The 15,896-nt window shown below is 43.9% G+C and carries 13 protein-coding genes; 6 read left to right on the top strand and 7 right to left on the bottom strand.

Annotation, left to right across the window (positions count from 1 at the left end):
• Positions 1-2,853 (top strand): S8 family serine peptidase (locus tag BGI33_RS02475; RefSeq protein ID WP_100089813.1); only part of this gene is annotated, 2,853 nt, incomplete at its 5' end.
• 142 nt (positions 2,854-2,995) lie between these two features.
• Here the strand turns inward: BGI33_RS02475 and BGI33_RS02480 are convergent.
• Positions 2,996-3,196 (bottom strand): integrase core domain-containing protein, encoded by a 201-nt coding sequence (locus tag BGI33_RS02480; protein ID WP_100089814.1) that lies wholly within the window; start codon positions 3,194-3,196, stop codon positions 2,996-2,998.
• 232 nt (positions 3,197-3,428) lie between these two features.
• Between BGI33_RS02480 and BGI33_RS02485 the strand changes: the two genes are divergently transcribed.
• The 3 genes from BGI33_RS02485 to BGI33_RS02495 all read left to right on the top strand — a co-directional run bounded on the left by BGI33_RS02485 (position 3,429) and on the right by BGI33_RS02495 (position 7,689).
• Positions 3,429-4,910 (top strand): SulP family inorganic anion transporter, encoded by a 1,482-nt coding sequence (locus BGI33_RS02485; protein WP_100089815.1) that lies wholly within the window; start codon positions 3,429-3,431, stop codon positions 4,908-4,910.
• An 812-nt stretch (positions 4,911-5,722) separates the two neighbouring features.
• On the top strand, positions 5,723-6,304 hold the full coding sequence (locus BGI33_RS02490) for a ferritin-like domain-containing protein (RefSeq protein WP_100089816.1): 582 nt from the start codon (positions 5,723-5,725) through the stop codon (positions 6,302-6,304).
• A gap of 314 nt (positions 6,305-6,618) precedes the next feature.
• Positions 6,619-7,689 carry a zinc-dependent alcohol dehydrogenase family protein gene (locus tag BGI33_RS02495; RefSeq protein ID WP_100089817.1) on the top strand — a complete coding sequence of 357 codons (1,071 nt, stop codon included), beginning with the start codon at positions 6,619-6,621 and terminating at the stop codon, positions 7,687-7,689.
• 250 nt (positions 7,690-7,939) lie between these two features.
• On the opposite strand, the gene purF is transcribed toward BGI33_RS02495, so the two are convergent.
• From purF to BGI33_RS02525, 6 genes are all read right to left on the bottom strand, one after another.
• A complete protein-coding gene (gene purF / locus BGI33_RS02500; RefSeq protein ID WP_100089818.1) occupies positions 7,940-9,469 on the bottom strand; it encodes an amidophosphoribosyltransferase in 1,530 nt (509 codons plus the stop codon).
• An 85-nt stretch (positions 9,470-9,554) separates the two neighbouring features.
• Positions 9,555-10,052: a CvpA family protein gene (locus BGI33_RS02505; protein WP_100089819.1), complete on the bottom strand. Its 498-nt coding sequence runs from the start codon at positions 10,050-10,052 to the stop codon at positions 9,555-9,557.
• A gap of 15 nt (positions 10,053-10,067) precedes the next feature.
• Complete coding sequence (locus BGI33_RS02510) at positions 10,068-11,234, bottom strand: SPOR domain-containing protein (protein ID WP_100089820.1); 1,167 nt, start codon at positions 11,232-11,234, stop codon at positions 10,068-10,070.
• A gap of 45 nt (positions 11,235-11,279) precedes the next feature.
• Positions 11,280-12,581: a bifunctional tetrahydrofolate synthase/dihydrofolate synthase gene (gene folC / locus BGI33_RS02515; protein ID WP_100089821.1), complete on the bottom strand. Its 1,302-nt coding sequence runs from the start codon at positions 12,579-12,581 to the stop codon at positions 11,280-11,282.
• Positions 12,582-12,585: 4 nt separating this feature from the next.
• Positions 12,586-13,068, bottom strand: a complete 483-nt coding sequence (locus BGI33_RS02520; RefSeq protein ID WP_144235328.1) for a protein YgfX — start codon at positions 13,066-13,068, stop codon at positions 12,586-12,588.
• Between the two features lie 12 nt (positions 13,069-13,080).
• Positions 13,081-13,434 (bottom strand): hypothetical protein, encoded by a 354-nt coding sequence (locus BGI33_RS02525; protein ID WP_100089823.1) that lies wholly within the window; start codon positions 13,432-13,434, stop codon positions 13,081-13,083.
• A 128-nt stretch (positions 13,435-13,562) separates the two neighbouring features.
• On the opposite strand from BGI33_RS02525, the gene BGI33_RS02530 reads away from it, so the two are divergent.
• Both BGI33_RS02530 and rnhA read left to right on the top strand, forming a co-directional pair.
• Positions 13,563-14,969: an FAD-binding oxidoreductase gene (locus tag BGI33_RS02530; protein WP_100089824.1), complete on the top strand. Its 1,407-nt coding sequence runs from the start codon at positions 13,563-13,565 to the stop codon at positions 14,967-14,969.
• Between the two features lie 33 nt (positions 14,970-15,002).
• Positions 15,003-15,437 (top strand): ribonuclease HI, encoded by a 435-nt coding sequence (gene rnhA, locus BGI33_RS02535; RefSeq protein WP_100089825.1) that lies wholly within the window; start codon positions 15,003-15,005, stop codon positions 15,435-15,437.
• Positions 15,438-15,896 lie beyond the last annotated feature (459 nt).

Here is a 15,896-nt window from a genome sequence, read left to right on the forward strand (position 1 = left end):
CCGCCTAAACCTATCGATCCGCCTAAACCTATCGATCCGCCTAAACCTATCGATCCGCCTAAACCCATCGATCCGCCTAAACCTATCGATCCGCCTAAACCTATCGATCCGCCTAAGCCTATTAAAATTCCAATGCCTTCGGATGACCCCTCCAAATTTGATAGTTCCGAACGTGCCAAAAAAGTACCATTAAGTAAGAATCAATATGGTGGTGATAATCAACAGGCTAATCGTTTGAATTTAAAAGACGCACGTGATCAGGGACTTGATGGTAGTGGGGTAAAGGTAGGAATAGTTGATCTACCAGCTCATATTCAACATCCAGCATTACCCGAAAATACAGTTGATCTGGGTGAATTTGGTACCCATCATCCTCCACAGAGTAAGCATACCCACGGAGATATAGTAGCATTAGTACTAGCAGGTAAAAATGTTAATGATCGGGTATTGGGAATAGCTTCAAACGCTAATTTACATGTCGCTGGTGTGTCTCACAGTACTCCAGGCCTCATAGATGGATATGGTGCAGCATTACGTGCATTTCATGCTCTTAATAAGGAGGGAGTAAAAATTGTTAATAATAGCTATGGCAACAATTATGCAGATCATAAGCAAAGATATATTGATTATGCTGATGAATATTTAAATGCCATTACTAAAGAAAGGTCTTATATAGGTCAGGTTACTTCTCTGGTACAAGACGATATGCTTTTTATCTGGTCAGCAGGTAATAGCGGTGAAGACCAGCCGGGTGTTAACAAATTGTTTCCATTAATTGAACCTGAATTACAGAAAGGTTGGCTTGTTGTAGCTGGGGTAGATCGGGATAATAACATTAATAAGCGTTCTAATCGTTGTGGCGATGCCAAAGAATGGTGTATGGCTGCTTATTGGCAAGTTGACATGGCTAATCTAGAAGCACAGCCTGGTGAGGATATTAATTCGTTACCACTTTCTGCCGCGGCAGGTACCTCAATCGCAGCGCCTCAGGTTACAGGTGCTGCCGTATTGGTGAAACAAAAATACCCATGGATGACTAATGACAATTTACGTACCACCTTACTCACCACTGCTACCGACCTTGGTGCCAAAGGCGTGGATTCTGTTTATGGCTGGGGATTATTAAATATCGGTAAAGCAGTTAATGGTCCGGCACAATTTGCTTTTGGTAATTTCTCTGCCAATGTGACTGACGGACAATATATATTCAGTAATGATATAAGCGGAAAAGGCGGATTAATTAAAAATGGTAGCGGTACGCTGATATTACAGGGGCAACATACTTATCAGGGTGAAACCTGGATTAATTCAGGTATGCTGGCTTTAGATGGCAGCAATCAATCAGAAGCGCACATTGTTCATAACGGTACCTACCAGGTTAAGGGTAGCACTGGTACTGTTAATAATGCAGGTACCTTTATAAGCCGTGATGCCACCATTAATGGCAATTTTACTCAGACAGCAGACGCCACCTTCCAAACCAATCTAGGTAGCAAAACCACCATCAATGGTACAGCAGATCTGGCCGGACGCTTGTATTTTGATGCACTTAAATCTGGCTTTGTCCCAGAAACAGGAACAAAGGTTGAAGTGATAAATGCTCAGCAACGCAATGGTAAATTTGATAAAACAGAGTTATCCGCCAATATATTATTAGATGGCAAAACCGTTTATGATAGCCATAATGTTAACTTTGATATTACCCGGATTCCTGCGAGTACAGCTGTTTTAGCCAATCATCTTTTAACACACAGTGCAGCAGATCAGGCGATTCAATCGGCAGCCGATGCGGTAGATAAAACCTTTACCCATTTGGATAGCTTGCAGATGTCTGAGCTACAGGATACGCAAAAGCAGGATTTAGTGGAAGGTGCTGTTAGTATCCAGAATGTACAATCAGCGCAAAGCCTGAAGCGGTCGCTATATTCTTTATCAGGAGCGGTATATAGCAATGCTAATGTGGTGAATACATTGGCAATGGGCAAGCTGAATAATGATTTTATGTCATCTGTTCAAAACACTTCAGATAGAGTTGAAGCGATTGTTAAATTTAGCCATTCTAAAAACCGTTGGAATCCATCTGGAATCAAAGGTAAACAAAATACCAATAGCGGTATACTGGGCGCCAGCAAAAATTTCGGTAATGGCGTATCCGGAGCTATAGCCTATACTTTCCAGAATTCGAGCTGGAATGAACCTGATGCAAGTGCTGATGTCAAAAGCAATGGTTTGATGATTGGCTCGTTCTATGCACCGGATGCATGGAAAGGCGTATTCCTTACCGGTAGTTTAGGCTATAATCGTTTCTCCAACGATGTTAATCATCAGATATGGTTAGGAGAAAAAGTTGAGCAGAGCGGTGTCAAAGTCAAAGGAAATTTATGGCAACTGGCAGTTAACGGCGGTAAGCCATTTAACCTCAACAGACTGACGCTCACGCCACAATTGGGTATGAGATATGACTATTTGCAACAAAACAGCTTTACAGAGGATGGCGCACACGGATTTGGCTTGCATGCCAGAAAACTGGATAAAGGGATAATAGCAGGTACAGCTAATTTATTAACCCAATACCGCTTTGATATCAATGATACATTGTATAGTATCTTTGGTTCAGTAGGGGTTGAGCATGATTTTCAGGATAGGGATTATGCTACCCGTGGCGGTTTTGCAGGTATGCATAGCAATGAAAAAGCGGGCAGATGGTCTTCGGCCAAAACACGCTGGAATGCAGCGGTAGGTAGTAATATACAAATCGGCCGAAATATCAATGCTGGTATACAATATCAGTATGAAAATGGTAGTCATTGGCATAGTAATTCTGCCAAAGCGAATTTAAACATTCGTTTTTAATAATGGCATAAATTATTAGCTGTTTGATTATATAACTGAATTCCGGGATAACCGGAATTCAGTTTATAACTATCCCATTCTTAGTACACAACTTACGCAAAAAATTACGCTGCGTGTTTCAGGGTTTTATATCCATTTGGTGTCACATTGCTGAATGTCTCATAAGTTTTTCGGTACCATAAACCGTTAGCCATTCTTCAATTACTTTCCTTGCTTGCTCTAGCTGATTAAAAAAGTATAAATTCAATACTACTGGGCAATACGTACGCTTAAATCGCTCAATATAGCCATTTTGATATAAACTGCCCGATTGAATATCAGCCATAGCTACACCATTAATCATAATCAGAATATTAACCTTGTCTAATTGTTAAAATTTTATTAGTATAATTAAATAAACTTAATTTCGGAGTATAACTGTGTAGTTTATAGCGAGTTGTTTCTATCAAAAATAATTACAATTACTCGCGTGATGCACAGAAATCGTGTTTTTTCCTATCAAATTTTGATAACGTTATAAATGCATTGCTTCACGCTGTAATTCTCTTTTGTTTTTTCAGTGGTGATTAAATTCAATGCAATCCTTACGTAAAGAATGGTTTTCAAATATCAGAAACGATGCGCTATCCGGGCTCGTCGTTGCACTTGCCCTTATTCCTGAAGCAATTGCTTTTTCAATCATTGCCGGTGTTGACCCCAAGACGGGACTCTATGCAGCTTTTTGTATAGCGGTTATTACTGCTTTTACAGGCGGTCGCCCCGGTATGATTTCTGCTGCTACCGGTGCAATGGCGTTATTAATTGCTGGTCTGGTTAAAGCGCATGGACTTGAGTATCTACTGGCCGCGACCATCTTATGTGGTATTTTTCAAATTATCGCGGGTTTTCTTAAATTAGGAAACTTAATGCGCTTTGTTTCCCGCTCTGTGGTAACCGGTTTTGTCAATGCATTAGCTATCCTGATTTTTTTAGCCCAACTTCCCGAACTCACTAATGTAACATGGCATGTCTATGCGATGACTATCACTGGGCTTGGTATTATTTATCTCTTTCCTTATATCCCTAAAGTTGGAAAAATTTTCCCTTCGCCACTACTGTGTATTCTTATCCTGACAGGTATCTATATGTATTTTGGAATGGATATACGAACAGTTGGTGATATGGGTACACTACCCACAAGCTTACCTACTTTTTTACTCCCGAATGTTCCTTTTAATCTCAATACATTATTGATTATTTTACCTTACTCCATTTCATTAGCTATTGTTGGCTTATTAGAGTCGATGATGACTGCAACCATTGTGGATGATATTACCGATACGCCCAGTGATAAAAACCGAGAGTGTAAGGGGCAAGGTATCGCCAATATCGTCACAGGTTTCTTTGGTGGTATGGCCGGTTGCGCGATGATTGGTCAATCAATGGTTAATATGAAGTCAGGCGGACGGACGCGTTTATCCTCACTTATCGCCGGGACTGTACTTTTATTGTTAGTGGTGTTTTTACAAGACTGGGTGAGCCAGATACCCATGGCAGCGTTAGTTGCTGTTATGATCATGGTTTCAATTGGCACCTTTAACTGGGACTCAATCAAGAATCTTAAATCATATCCACTTTCAACCAATATTGTTATGCTCTCTACCGTGATTGTGGTTGTATTTACTCACAATCTTGCTTATGGCGTATTTGTGGGGGTATTACTGGCATCATTGTTCTATGCCAATAAAGTTGCCCATTACCTTCAAATCAAGACTGACCAACCCAGCAGCGAGCAACGTATTTATACAGTATATGGACAAGTATTCTTTGCATCATCCGCAAAATTCATCAGTTCATTTGATTTTAAAGAAGTTGTACAAAAGGTAACAATTGATCTTACCCAAGCACATTTCTGGGATATAACCGCTGTAGCAGCCTTAGATAAGGTTGTGCTTAAATTCCGCCAAGCAGGCGCACAAGTAGAAGTTTTAGGGCTGAATAAAGCCAGCAGTACAATTGTTGACCACTTTGGTGTTTATGATAAACCGGATGCTCAACAGAATTTAAATAATCACTAAGAGAATATAACAACGAAAAAAGAATGACCTGCACTGGTGGCGCGAAATGAGTATTTATTGTTTGTCACTCGGTAACATGAAGCATGTAATAAACTAACTATGCCCATAGTACTACTACATAAATACATCATCGCCACCACAGGTTATTCAAGCAAAATAAATGGCACTGACTATCAAATTGAGATCAAGGCTGAATGTTCCATAACTGGCTATCATTCTTTATCTAATTTAATTAATAATAAAATTCATATTTCATTGGCATCGTTATTTTTAAGCAGTTTAAGAAACCATAATCAGACTCTTCTGCCTGTGTTCTTAAATTTGAGCATAATACCTTAGCCAAACATCTGATTTACTAGTTTATATTTATTAATCAAACAAAAATTAATTCATTATATCCAATATCCCGTAGTATTATTCGTACTACTAAATGATAAACTTACACCTGAAAAAAAGTCCGTTACCGTTTTATTTTGGCGTGTGATATCAACTTGGCTGCATCTGCAATTCTGCAAGCTATTGCAATAAATTTATCACTGAAAATTAAAACATACAGGCAAATAAAGTAATAATTTGGTGCTATACTTTACTTATAGCAAAATTAATTATTTGATAATAATTAATTTTATTTCACCTTAAATATTAAATATTAAAATTAAAAACGTATAAATATACATTATGCAATTATATTCATCTAACTATTACCTATATTAAAAATAATTGCATAGACAACAACTTATGTAATCAGCTACCTTACAAACGGAACATTGGACAACAAACCGAGAGCCACTCGTATAAACAAGGAGATAAACATGAACAAACGCAAACCACTAAAACGTGATATTAAATTCAGCACTACCGAAGAATTGCGTGCCAACGCGCGCAAAAGTTATCAGGACGGGGCGGTAACATCAACCTATGAACTGGATGTTGAGCGGGTAATTGAATTGCTTAATATCGCTTTAGCCTCAGAATGGGTATGTGTGCTGCGTTATTTGCGCCATTACTATATGGCTAGCGGCCTGTTTATGGATGCAGTAAAAGAAGAATTTATGGAACATGCCCAGCAAGAACAGAAACATGCGGCCATGCTGGCTGAGCGCATTACCCAGCTGGGCGGTGAACCGGATCTGAATCCTGATGTTTTTATTCAGCGCTCACCTACCGAATACATCGAAGGCGAAACCTTGCGTGATATGGTGGAATCAGACTTGATTGCAGAACGCATTGTTATTGACCTGTACCGGCAGACAATTATGTATGTTGGTGATTATGACACCACTACCAAACGGATGCTGGAGCATATTCTGGCTGAAGAAGAAGATCACGCCGATGAATTATCTGACATGATGGAAGGTTTGGACGGCAAACCGGTATCAGACAAAATAATTTAATTGCTGAATAAAAAATATCCGTGGCAAACCCACGGATATTTTTTGTGGCCAAACTGGCCACAGCAGTACATTTCTCCAGACAATAGTAATCTTAATACATCTGCAAACCTTTTATTATGGCAAAGAAATCTGCACAGCCATAGCCGTAAATGGCTAATAATTGAGATAGATTAACAAGCAGACAAACCTTTTACTCAGCATGGCTTCAACCGCCAACAGAAAATTGTTATACAGATATCTTTGCACTACAATCAGTTAAAGAGTCTGGTAATTCTGGTAGTATAATTTTTTAATGGTTTAAGGGAGTAAAGAGTATGAAAGCAATGGTATACTACGGTGCGGGCGACATACGATTTGAAGAACGCGCCAAACCGGTAATAATCGAACCCACTGATGCAGTTATTCGCTTAACCAAAACCACAATCTGTGGCACTGATCTAGGCATCTGGAAGGGCAAAAATCCAGAAATTGAACAAACCGCAATCCAGAAAGAAGGAAAATTCAATGGCCGCATTCTGGGGCATGAAGGCATTGGTATTGTTGAAGAAATCGGCAGTGGTGTTAAAAATTTCAAAAAAGGTGATAAAGTCATTATTTCCTGTGTCAGCCGCTGTGGAATTTGTGAAAACTGCCAAAAACAGCTCTATGCACATTGTCAAAATGGTGGTGGCTGGATTATGGGCTATATGATTGATGGTACACAGGCTGAATACGTGCGTACACCATTTGCTGATAACTCTCTTTATCGATTACCAGCAGATTTAAACGAAGACGTTGCTGTGCTGTTATCTGATGCACTGCCTACAGCGCATGAAATCGGCGTGCAATATGGTGATGTTAAACCCGGTGACACAGTCGCCATTGTTGGTGCTGGTCCCGTAGGAATGAGCTGTTTATTAACCGCGCAGTTATATTCACCCAGCCAGATTATTATGATTGATGTGGACGATAATCGTCTACACATGGCCAGAGAACTTGGTGCGACCCAGATTATTAATTCCGCCAGTGAAGATGCGGTGGCACGTGTGCTGGAATTTACCAGTGGCCGCGGCGTAGACTGCGCCATGGAAGCTGTAGGGCTTGGTGCTACTTGGGATATCTGCCAGCGGATTGTAAAAGAAGGCGGCCATCTGGCCAATGTTGGTGTACACGGGCAATCAGTGAATTTTGAGCTGGAAAAACTGTGGATCAAAAACCTTACCATTACCACCGGTCTGGTTAATGCCAATACTACCGGTATGCTGCTGAAAACCTGCTGTTCTGGCAAACTGCCCATGGAAAAACTGGCTACCCATCATTTCCACTTTAATGAACTGGAAAAAGCTTATGATGTATTCAAGCATGCCGCAGATAAAAAGGCCATGAAAGTGATTATTGATTACTGAGCCATAATTGAATAAGCCAAAATAGTTATATCAGGCTTCCATAAATAAAGCAGCCACCATGGCTGCTTTTCTATTGTCTACCTGTTGTTTATTTTCTCATCATATTGATGATGGCAATTTAATTTATGAGCAATTAAATCAATCAGCCAAATAACACAAATATTACTGTGGCTAAGCAGACAGATTGCAGTATGGCTACATAATCGGACAGCAGTTATGTATCAAACAGGATTCAGATACTGGTGCCAGCTTATTCGTCTTCATCTTCGTGCACACTAACACTGTGTTCAATCAGGCTGGGTACCACAAAAGAAGTGTCGAGTGTATTTTTATCCGCAGACAAGCGTTGCAGATAAGCTTCATCCACATCAGCAGTGATATAGCACCCATCAAAACACGAGCTGTCAAAGCCTTCAATCTGCGGATTCAGTTTTAATACCACAGCCTGTAAATCGCTTAAATCCTGAAACACCACTGCGTCTGCACCAATTTCAGCAGCTACCTGCTCTGCATTGCGGCGATAGGAAATCAACTCTTCACGGGTAGGCATATCAATACCATAAACATTGGGGAACAATACCGCCGGTGCCGCAGATGCAAAGTAAACCTTTGTTGCCCCCGCCTCACGCACCATCTCCACGATTTCCCGGCTGGTGGTACCGCGCACAATCGAATCATCCACCAATAGAACTTTTTTACCGCTAAACTCATAATTCATTGGATTAAGCTTCTGCCGTACCGATTTTTTGCGCACGGCCTGTCCGGGCATGATAAATGTCCGGCCAATATAACGGTTTTTAAATAATCCTTCACGAAAGGGTTTATTCAGATGCTGTGCCAGCTCCATCGCACTGGGGCGGCTGGTATCCGGTACAGGCATAACCACATCGATATCCTGCAAATCCAGCGTCCGTTTTACCTTCTCCGCCAGCGTAACGCCCATATTCAGCCGCGCCTGATACACAGACACCCCGTCAATCACTGAATCCGGGCGGGCAAAGTATACATATTCAAACAAACACGGCATCAGGTGTGGTTCCTGAGCACACTGCTGTGAAAATAGTTGCCCCTCATTACTGATAAAAATGGCTTCCCCAGGTGCCACGTCACGTACCAGTTCAAAATCCAGACTCGGAAACACCACTGATTCAGAAGCCACCACATAATCAGTATGTCCGTTCTCTACCCTTTTGCCTAGACACAGCGGCCGAATCCCGAATGGATCGCGAAAAGCCAGCAAACCATAGCCAGCAATCAGTGCCACTACGCCATAGGCACCATGCACACGTTTATGCAAAGTGGCCACTGCAGCGAAAATATCTGTCAGTGTCAGTGCAGTACGATTGCCCACCTGATTTTCCAGCTCGCGAGCCAGCACATTGAGCAATACTTCCGAATCAGAACGAGTATTAACATGGCGCAAATCAGTAAAACAGACATTCTTGAACAATTCTTCAGTATTGGTTAAATTACCATTATGTGCCAGCACAATACCAAAAGGCGAATTGACATAAAACGGCTGTGCTTCGGCACTGCAATTGGCATTGCCAGCAGTCGGATAGCGGACATGAGCAATGCCAATATTACCAACCAGCTCTCGCATATTGCGAGTACGGAATACATCACGCACCATGCCACGACCTTTATGCATATGAAACATTGTGCCTTCAGCGGTAACAATCCCAGCAGCATCCTGTCCGCGGTGCTGCAGCATTTGTAAACCATCATACAAAAGCTGATTTACCGGTTCATGCGCAACAATACCCAATACACCACACATTATTCTCTCCATTCAAGACAAATAAACACGCGCGTTTTTATAATCAAAAAACGCGCGTTGTATCTGGTTACTTTTATTCATACCGTTATACCGATGGCGAATTCAGTTTATTAGCAAGAAAAGACGGTAAATATGGCACTGTTAGCTTCGTCAGTTGCTCAAACATTCCTGCTGTGACTGAATTGCGCCACATGGGAGATTTCGGTAAATCAGTAAAGTTACATATTAGCACTACTAAAGTAACAATAATAATGCCTTTAACGGCTCCGAAGCAGGCTCCTAGAAAACGGTTAACGCCACCCAAGCCCATGGTTTGCAATGCTGATGTAATTAGCGTACGCAACAGACGCTGCACGATCCATAAAACCCCGAATACCAGTACAAAAGACAAAGAAACGGCCAGAGCTCGCGGCTGCATGCTGCTAAAGACCATATCGGCCACTGGCACGGCCAGTACTTTCGCCCCGATAAATGCTACAACCCAGCATAGTAATGAAGCTATTTCACCTACCAGTCCACGCATCATAGCAACCAGCGTAGTTAACAGAATCAGGCCTAGAGCCAATACATCAAACAGGGTCATGCCAGCATCAACTTCCTATAAACCAATTACCAGCCCATCCAATCCCACTGCACGCACCTTATCCAGATTCTGCATGGCCTGATTGCGGCTATTATAAACACGGCTACGCACCCGATATAGTGTACCCTTACTGGTCTGACTGGCGCTTATACTGGTGGGCACACCGGCAACAGCCAGCCTTTGCTGTACCAGATTAGCCTGTGCCTCTGTGGTATAGGCACCAATCTGAATCACTGTGCGTTCCACAGCTGCTTTACTGTTGCTGGTAGTCGCAGCACTGGTGTGGTTCTGATTGGATACAGGCTTTTTAATCACATGAGCGGCAGCTTTATTTTCCAGAATTTGCTGCGGTGTCAGCCTGCCTTCTGCGGTGCTGTTTATTGCACCTGTTGTATTTTTGGCGGGCTTGGCAGGAGTAATCGGTTTTGCCGTAGCAGACGTGTTATTTATGGTTTTGGGTACTGTTGCCGTTCCAGCAGTGCTCACAGCTTCACTGTTTTTTCCGCTTGTAGTGGCAGTGGATGTTTTTCTGGCCGGCTTCGCCGCTGCTCCAGCATGGGCTTGGCTGTTTGTGGCTGCAGGCACTTGTACCGGTGCATTTTTCTCTATTGTTCCTGCTGGCTTGGCTATGGCCGCTTTGGTTCTGGAGGCTGGTACTGTCTGTGTATTATGCTGCCGATTCATTTCTATGACTTTTTTGTCAGCGGGCTCGCTGGTCACTGCCCTTTCGGCTGCTGGTTTGGATGGATGCACAGATGCTCTGGTATTTGCAGAAATAATACCATCCTGCTGCTGCGTAGCCTGAGCAGGTGTTCTGACTGGGACTTCGTTTGGTGTTACTGTCGCAGCAGGTTTCGAATGCTGTACAGTCGCCTGCGATAATGGTACTGGACTGGATATAATGCTGTCAGATTCATGTTCAGACACAGCCGAAGCTGCTGGCATAGTGTTTACCCCAGCAGCAGGCACTGTTAACGCAGAGGTAGGCGCATTGTCTACCGGTTCCAGCACTACTGCAGAAGCCGCCTGAATATCCAGTTGCGGAGCCGGTACTGGCTGTGGTGTACGACGGTTCAGCATAATAACCAGCAAAATGGCGGCAATGACCACCATGATTAATGCACCTACCAAACGACGGCGATTACGCCGTTTCAGCTGTTCATAGTTTTCCTGTGCATTCATGAATTATCACCTCCTCTATCCCATTCGTTCCTATTTCAAATTTTACTACTGTGGTACGTCCATCACCTCTGCTACGGTATGAAACGAACCAAATACCACAATTCTATCATTCTTACCCGCTTGTGATAAAGCTGCCCCGTATGCATCCTGAACAGAGGGATAAGCAGTCACAGCAACAATATTATGCTGGCTAAACTTCTGCTGTAATGCCTCTATGGTCATGCCGCGCGGTAACGCCAGCGGTGCAATCAGCCAGCAGTCAAACTGATCCTTAACAATTTCCAGAACTGTATCAATGTCCTTATCCGCCAGCATACTAAATACAGCCATGCGTTTTTCAGCATAGGGCAAAGCAATTAAACTGCTGCGTAATGCACGTGCAGCGTGAGGGTTATGCCCCACATCAAGCACAGTAAGCGGCTGGCCGGGCAATATCTGAAACCGTCCCGGATGGTGCACCCGCAACAAACCTCGCTTGATCGCACCAATGTCCAGTGGCAGACGTTCAGACAAACACTCCAGTACAGTTAACGCACAGGCTGCATTATTGAGCTGAAAACTCCCACGCAATACCGGTATCGGTAACGCATGGCGAGCATGTTCACCTGTATACAAACTGCTGTATTGCGGATGAAAACGATACGACCACTGCTGCATTTCCAGTTTATGGTAATCAAAGTCACGTTTTAGCAGCAGTAAATCCGCTCCTACTGTATCTGCATGTGCCGCCAAACTGTGCGGTACTGGCAACTGGCCACATATCACCGGCTTCCCGCAACGCATAATACCTGCTTTTTCAAACGCCATTTTTTCTATCGTATCGCCCAGAAATGCCTCATGATCCAGATCAACACTGGTAATCACTGCAACATCAGCATCGAATATATTCACTGCATCCAGCCGGCCACCCAGCCCTACTTCCAGCACCATCACATCTACCTGCTGCTGCACAAAAATATCCACCGCAGCCAGCGTATTGAATTCGAAATAGGTCAATACCGTATCCGCCCTTGCCGCCTCAATGCGTTCAAACGCAGCGACAATCAGCTCGTCAGCAACTGCCTGCCCATTAATGGCAATACGCTCATTAAAACGCAACAAATGCGGACTGGTCAGCGTGCCAACCCGATAGCCCGCTTCATGATAAATCTGAGTCAGATAGGAGCATACCGAACCTTTGCCATTAGTTCCACCGACCATAATCAGTGGGCACTGCGGCTGTAAGCCCATGCGTTCACGAACGGCCTCTATCCGTGCCAGCCCCATTTCAATCTGCCCCCCAGCAACACCATTTTCCAGATGTTGCAGCCATTGAGCTAACCCGGTTGCATGAAATTTTTCTGTCATTATTCTAATTATTATCCTTCAGTCTGAGCCAATGAATTACCTTATACAAGATTAATTGCCTTAAAACAGGCTGAGCCTTATGCGGCTGACACCAGCGCACCCACACCTGTAAGCGTCGCCATGCCTGTGCATCCATCATATCGGGTAACAAAAGCTGGTGTACACTACCTTTGGCCGTTTGCCACTGCAAGGCCATCAGCTTTGCCCTGACCATACTGCCCGAGCACAAAATGGCCGGTATAGCAGTTTTCCTATGCATAAGCACCAGACTGACTTGTCCCTGCTGGCTGATTTTAATCCGTTTTACCCTTGTCTGGCGCAGACCATAGCCTGCCCACAATGCAGAAAACAGCCACGCCAACAACCATAATAAACATTGCCAACCTGCGCTATACAACACAATGGCACCCAATACCAACCCGTGCATACCGACTGCCAGACATTGAGCACCCAAAGACGGTCGCAACCGCACAACACATGCTAACATCAGACAATGCGCTTACGCTTCACCATAAACTGGTGATATCTGCAAATCAGTATCTACCAGATCCAGCACCATATCGTGCACCTCAACTGTGAAAAAATTCCAGAACTGGTCAATATCCATTGCCGGCCACAGCTTGCGGTCAACTTCCCATGCAGACAGCTCTGCCTCAAAAATCAGCCTAAAGCGCTCACCAATATAACCAATTGCCTGTTCCGGTGTTTCAAATTCCGGCACCAGTAACGTAGTACAATTACTCTGTAACTGAGCCAGAGTTAAATCAGGCAAATCATCACTGGTATTTTGCAGCCAGTCGAGAAAGGCCTGAGCAGGTTTCAGCACCACTGCACTACGATCAACAAAATACATGCCACTTCCTTACTAATATTACACAATAGCAATATTGTACTGTAAACCTTGCCTGACAGCGTATATTTACCATGCCAGCAGTGCCAGTGCCGTACAATCAGCCTATCGCATCTACAAGGCTAACTGCTATGTCAACTACTACTCACCTTGCCCAATTACGGCAGATACTTACACCCAGCGACATCCTCACCGATGACGGACTCATCGCCCCGTTCTGTACCGACCAGCGCAACCGGTATCAGGGACAGGTATTTGCCGTATTACAACCCCATACCGTAAAGAGCGTACAGAATATCCTGCGCTATTGCCAGCAGCAGCATATCCCCGTTACCCCGCAGGGCGGTAATACCGGATTATGTGGCGGTGCCACTCCCCATGCCTCTATTGCCGGTAAAGGGATTATCCTGTCACTAAGCAAACTCAATCGCATGCGCCAGCTCAATCTGACTGACAACACCATTACTGTAGAAGCAGGCATGATACTGGCTGAAGTTCAGGCCGTAGCCCGTGATGCCAACCGCTACTTTCCACTGAGTCTGGCCAGCGAAGGCACCTGCCAGATAGGAGGCAACATTGCCTGCAATGCCGGCGGCCTGAATGTAGTGCGTTATGGCACCATGCGCGATTTGGTACTGGGGCTGGAATATGTACTGGCCAACGGCGAACTGGTAAGCCATCTGTATCCACTGCATAAAAACACCAGCGGCTACGAAATGTATCAGCAAATCATCGGTAGCGAAGGCACACTGGCCATTATCACCGCGGCCACACTAAAGCTGTTTGCACCACCGCAAAGCGTATTAACAGCTTGGGTTGGCGTAGAAAATATACACGCTGCTACCAGTCTGCTATCGACACTGAAAAATCACTTTGCCGAACGCCTCTCCAGTTATGAATTAATCAGTCATGATGCCCTCAGCCTGTCGGCCAGCTATAGCCAGCTACGCGAACCCACCAGCGCCAATTGGCATATTCTGCTGGAACTGAGCGACAGTCTGCCAGAACAGGATTTAACCGAGCCCTTAATCAGCGTGCTCGAACAGGGCAACTGGCTCAATACCGTGATTGCCCAGTCAGAAAACGACCGTCAGCACCTGTGGACATTACGCGAAAATATATCCGCGGCACAACGCAGTCTGGGTGCCAGCATTAAACACGATATAGTTGTACCGATTGAACATGTTGCTGATTTTGTCGAAAACTGCCAGCAACAACTGGCCAGAATCTTTCCGCAAACCAAAACCATCCTGTTTGGCCATCTTGGCGACGGCAGCCTGCATTACAATGTGTTTATTGCCGACATTCTCAGTAATGATGTCTATCACTACGAAGACAATATCAACCAACTGGTATATGAACAGGTGTTACACCATCATGGCAGTATTGCTGCCGAACATGGTATTGGACAGCTAAAAAATCAGTGGCTGCCACGAGTACGCAGTAACGCAGAAATCAAATGGATGTGGGCACAAAAACACTATCTCGACCCACAGGGCATTCTCAACCCCGGAAAAGTTTTACCGCCCCAGACATGATATAGTTAGTCCTTTTCAAAACAGCCTATGAACATGAGCGAAGTAACCTTGTATACCGATGGTGCCTGCAAAGGTAATCCCGGCGTGGGTGGCTGGGGTGCTTTCCTGCAATCCGGCAGGCACAGTAAAGAACTCTTTGGCGGCGAAGCCAATACTACCAATAATCGCATGGAACTAACCGCAGTGATTCAGGGGCTAGCCGCCCTGAAACGCCCCTGTATCGTCAACATCTATACTGACTCCCAATACGTCAAAAACGGCATGCAGGAATGGATTCACAACTGGAAAGCACGTGGCTGGAAAACTGCATCGAAGCAGCCAGTTAAAAACGTTGAGTTGTGGCAGGCACTGGATACTGAAGTGAATAAGCATCAGGTACACTGGCATTGGGTAAAGGGGCATGCCGGTGATCCAGGCAATGAGAAAGCAGATGAACTGGCTAATCGCGGTGTTGAGCTGGTTAAATAAGCCTTGCAATAGCACAGATAAATAAATTTTTTACTTTCTTTCCCCCAGTACTATTCTGTGTAGCAACATACTGCCAGCAAAGACAGAAGTGCTAATTCATCAGGCTTTTATGCGAAGGGTAAAATTTCCCATAGGTGATAAGTAACTTTACAAACCCAAAAGCCTACTCATGCAGATTTAATGCCAAACTAAAACCAACAATAATAGCTCAGAAGAGAGAAGAAACCTCCTGAAGACGTCAATTAATTTGCTTAAGGATGTGCAACCATATCATACCCAGCAAATATTAGCCTTATCGAAAAAACCATCGCTGACCTACAGTTGTACTAGCTCAAACTTAATCTGACAAACACTACCTACTCATCGGCATTCGTTCTAACACAATGACTGTCTGATGAGTAAAATAAATTCTCTAGCTGCTTTTCTTTAGCCAGTCCTTTTGTCTCTACCCAAGTTTGC

It is taken from the genome of Snodgrassella alvi, from assembly GCF_002777425.1.
In the GTDB taxonomy this organism is placed as follows: Bacteria; Pseudomonadota; Gammaproteobacteria; order Burkholderiales; family Neisseriaceae; genus Snodgrassella; species Snodgrassella alvi_B.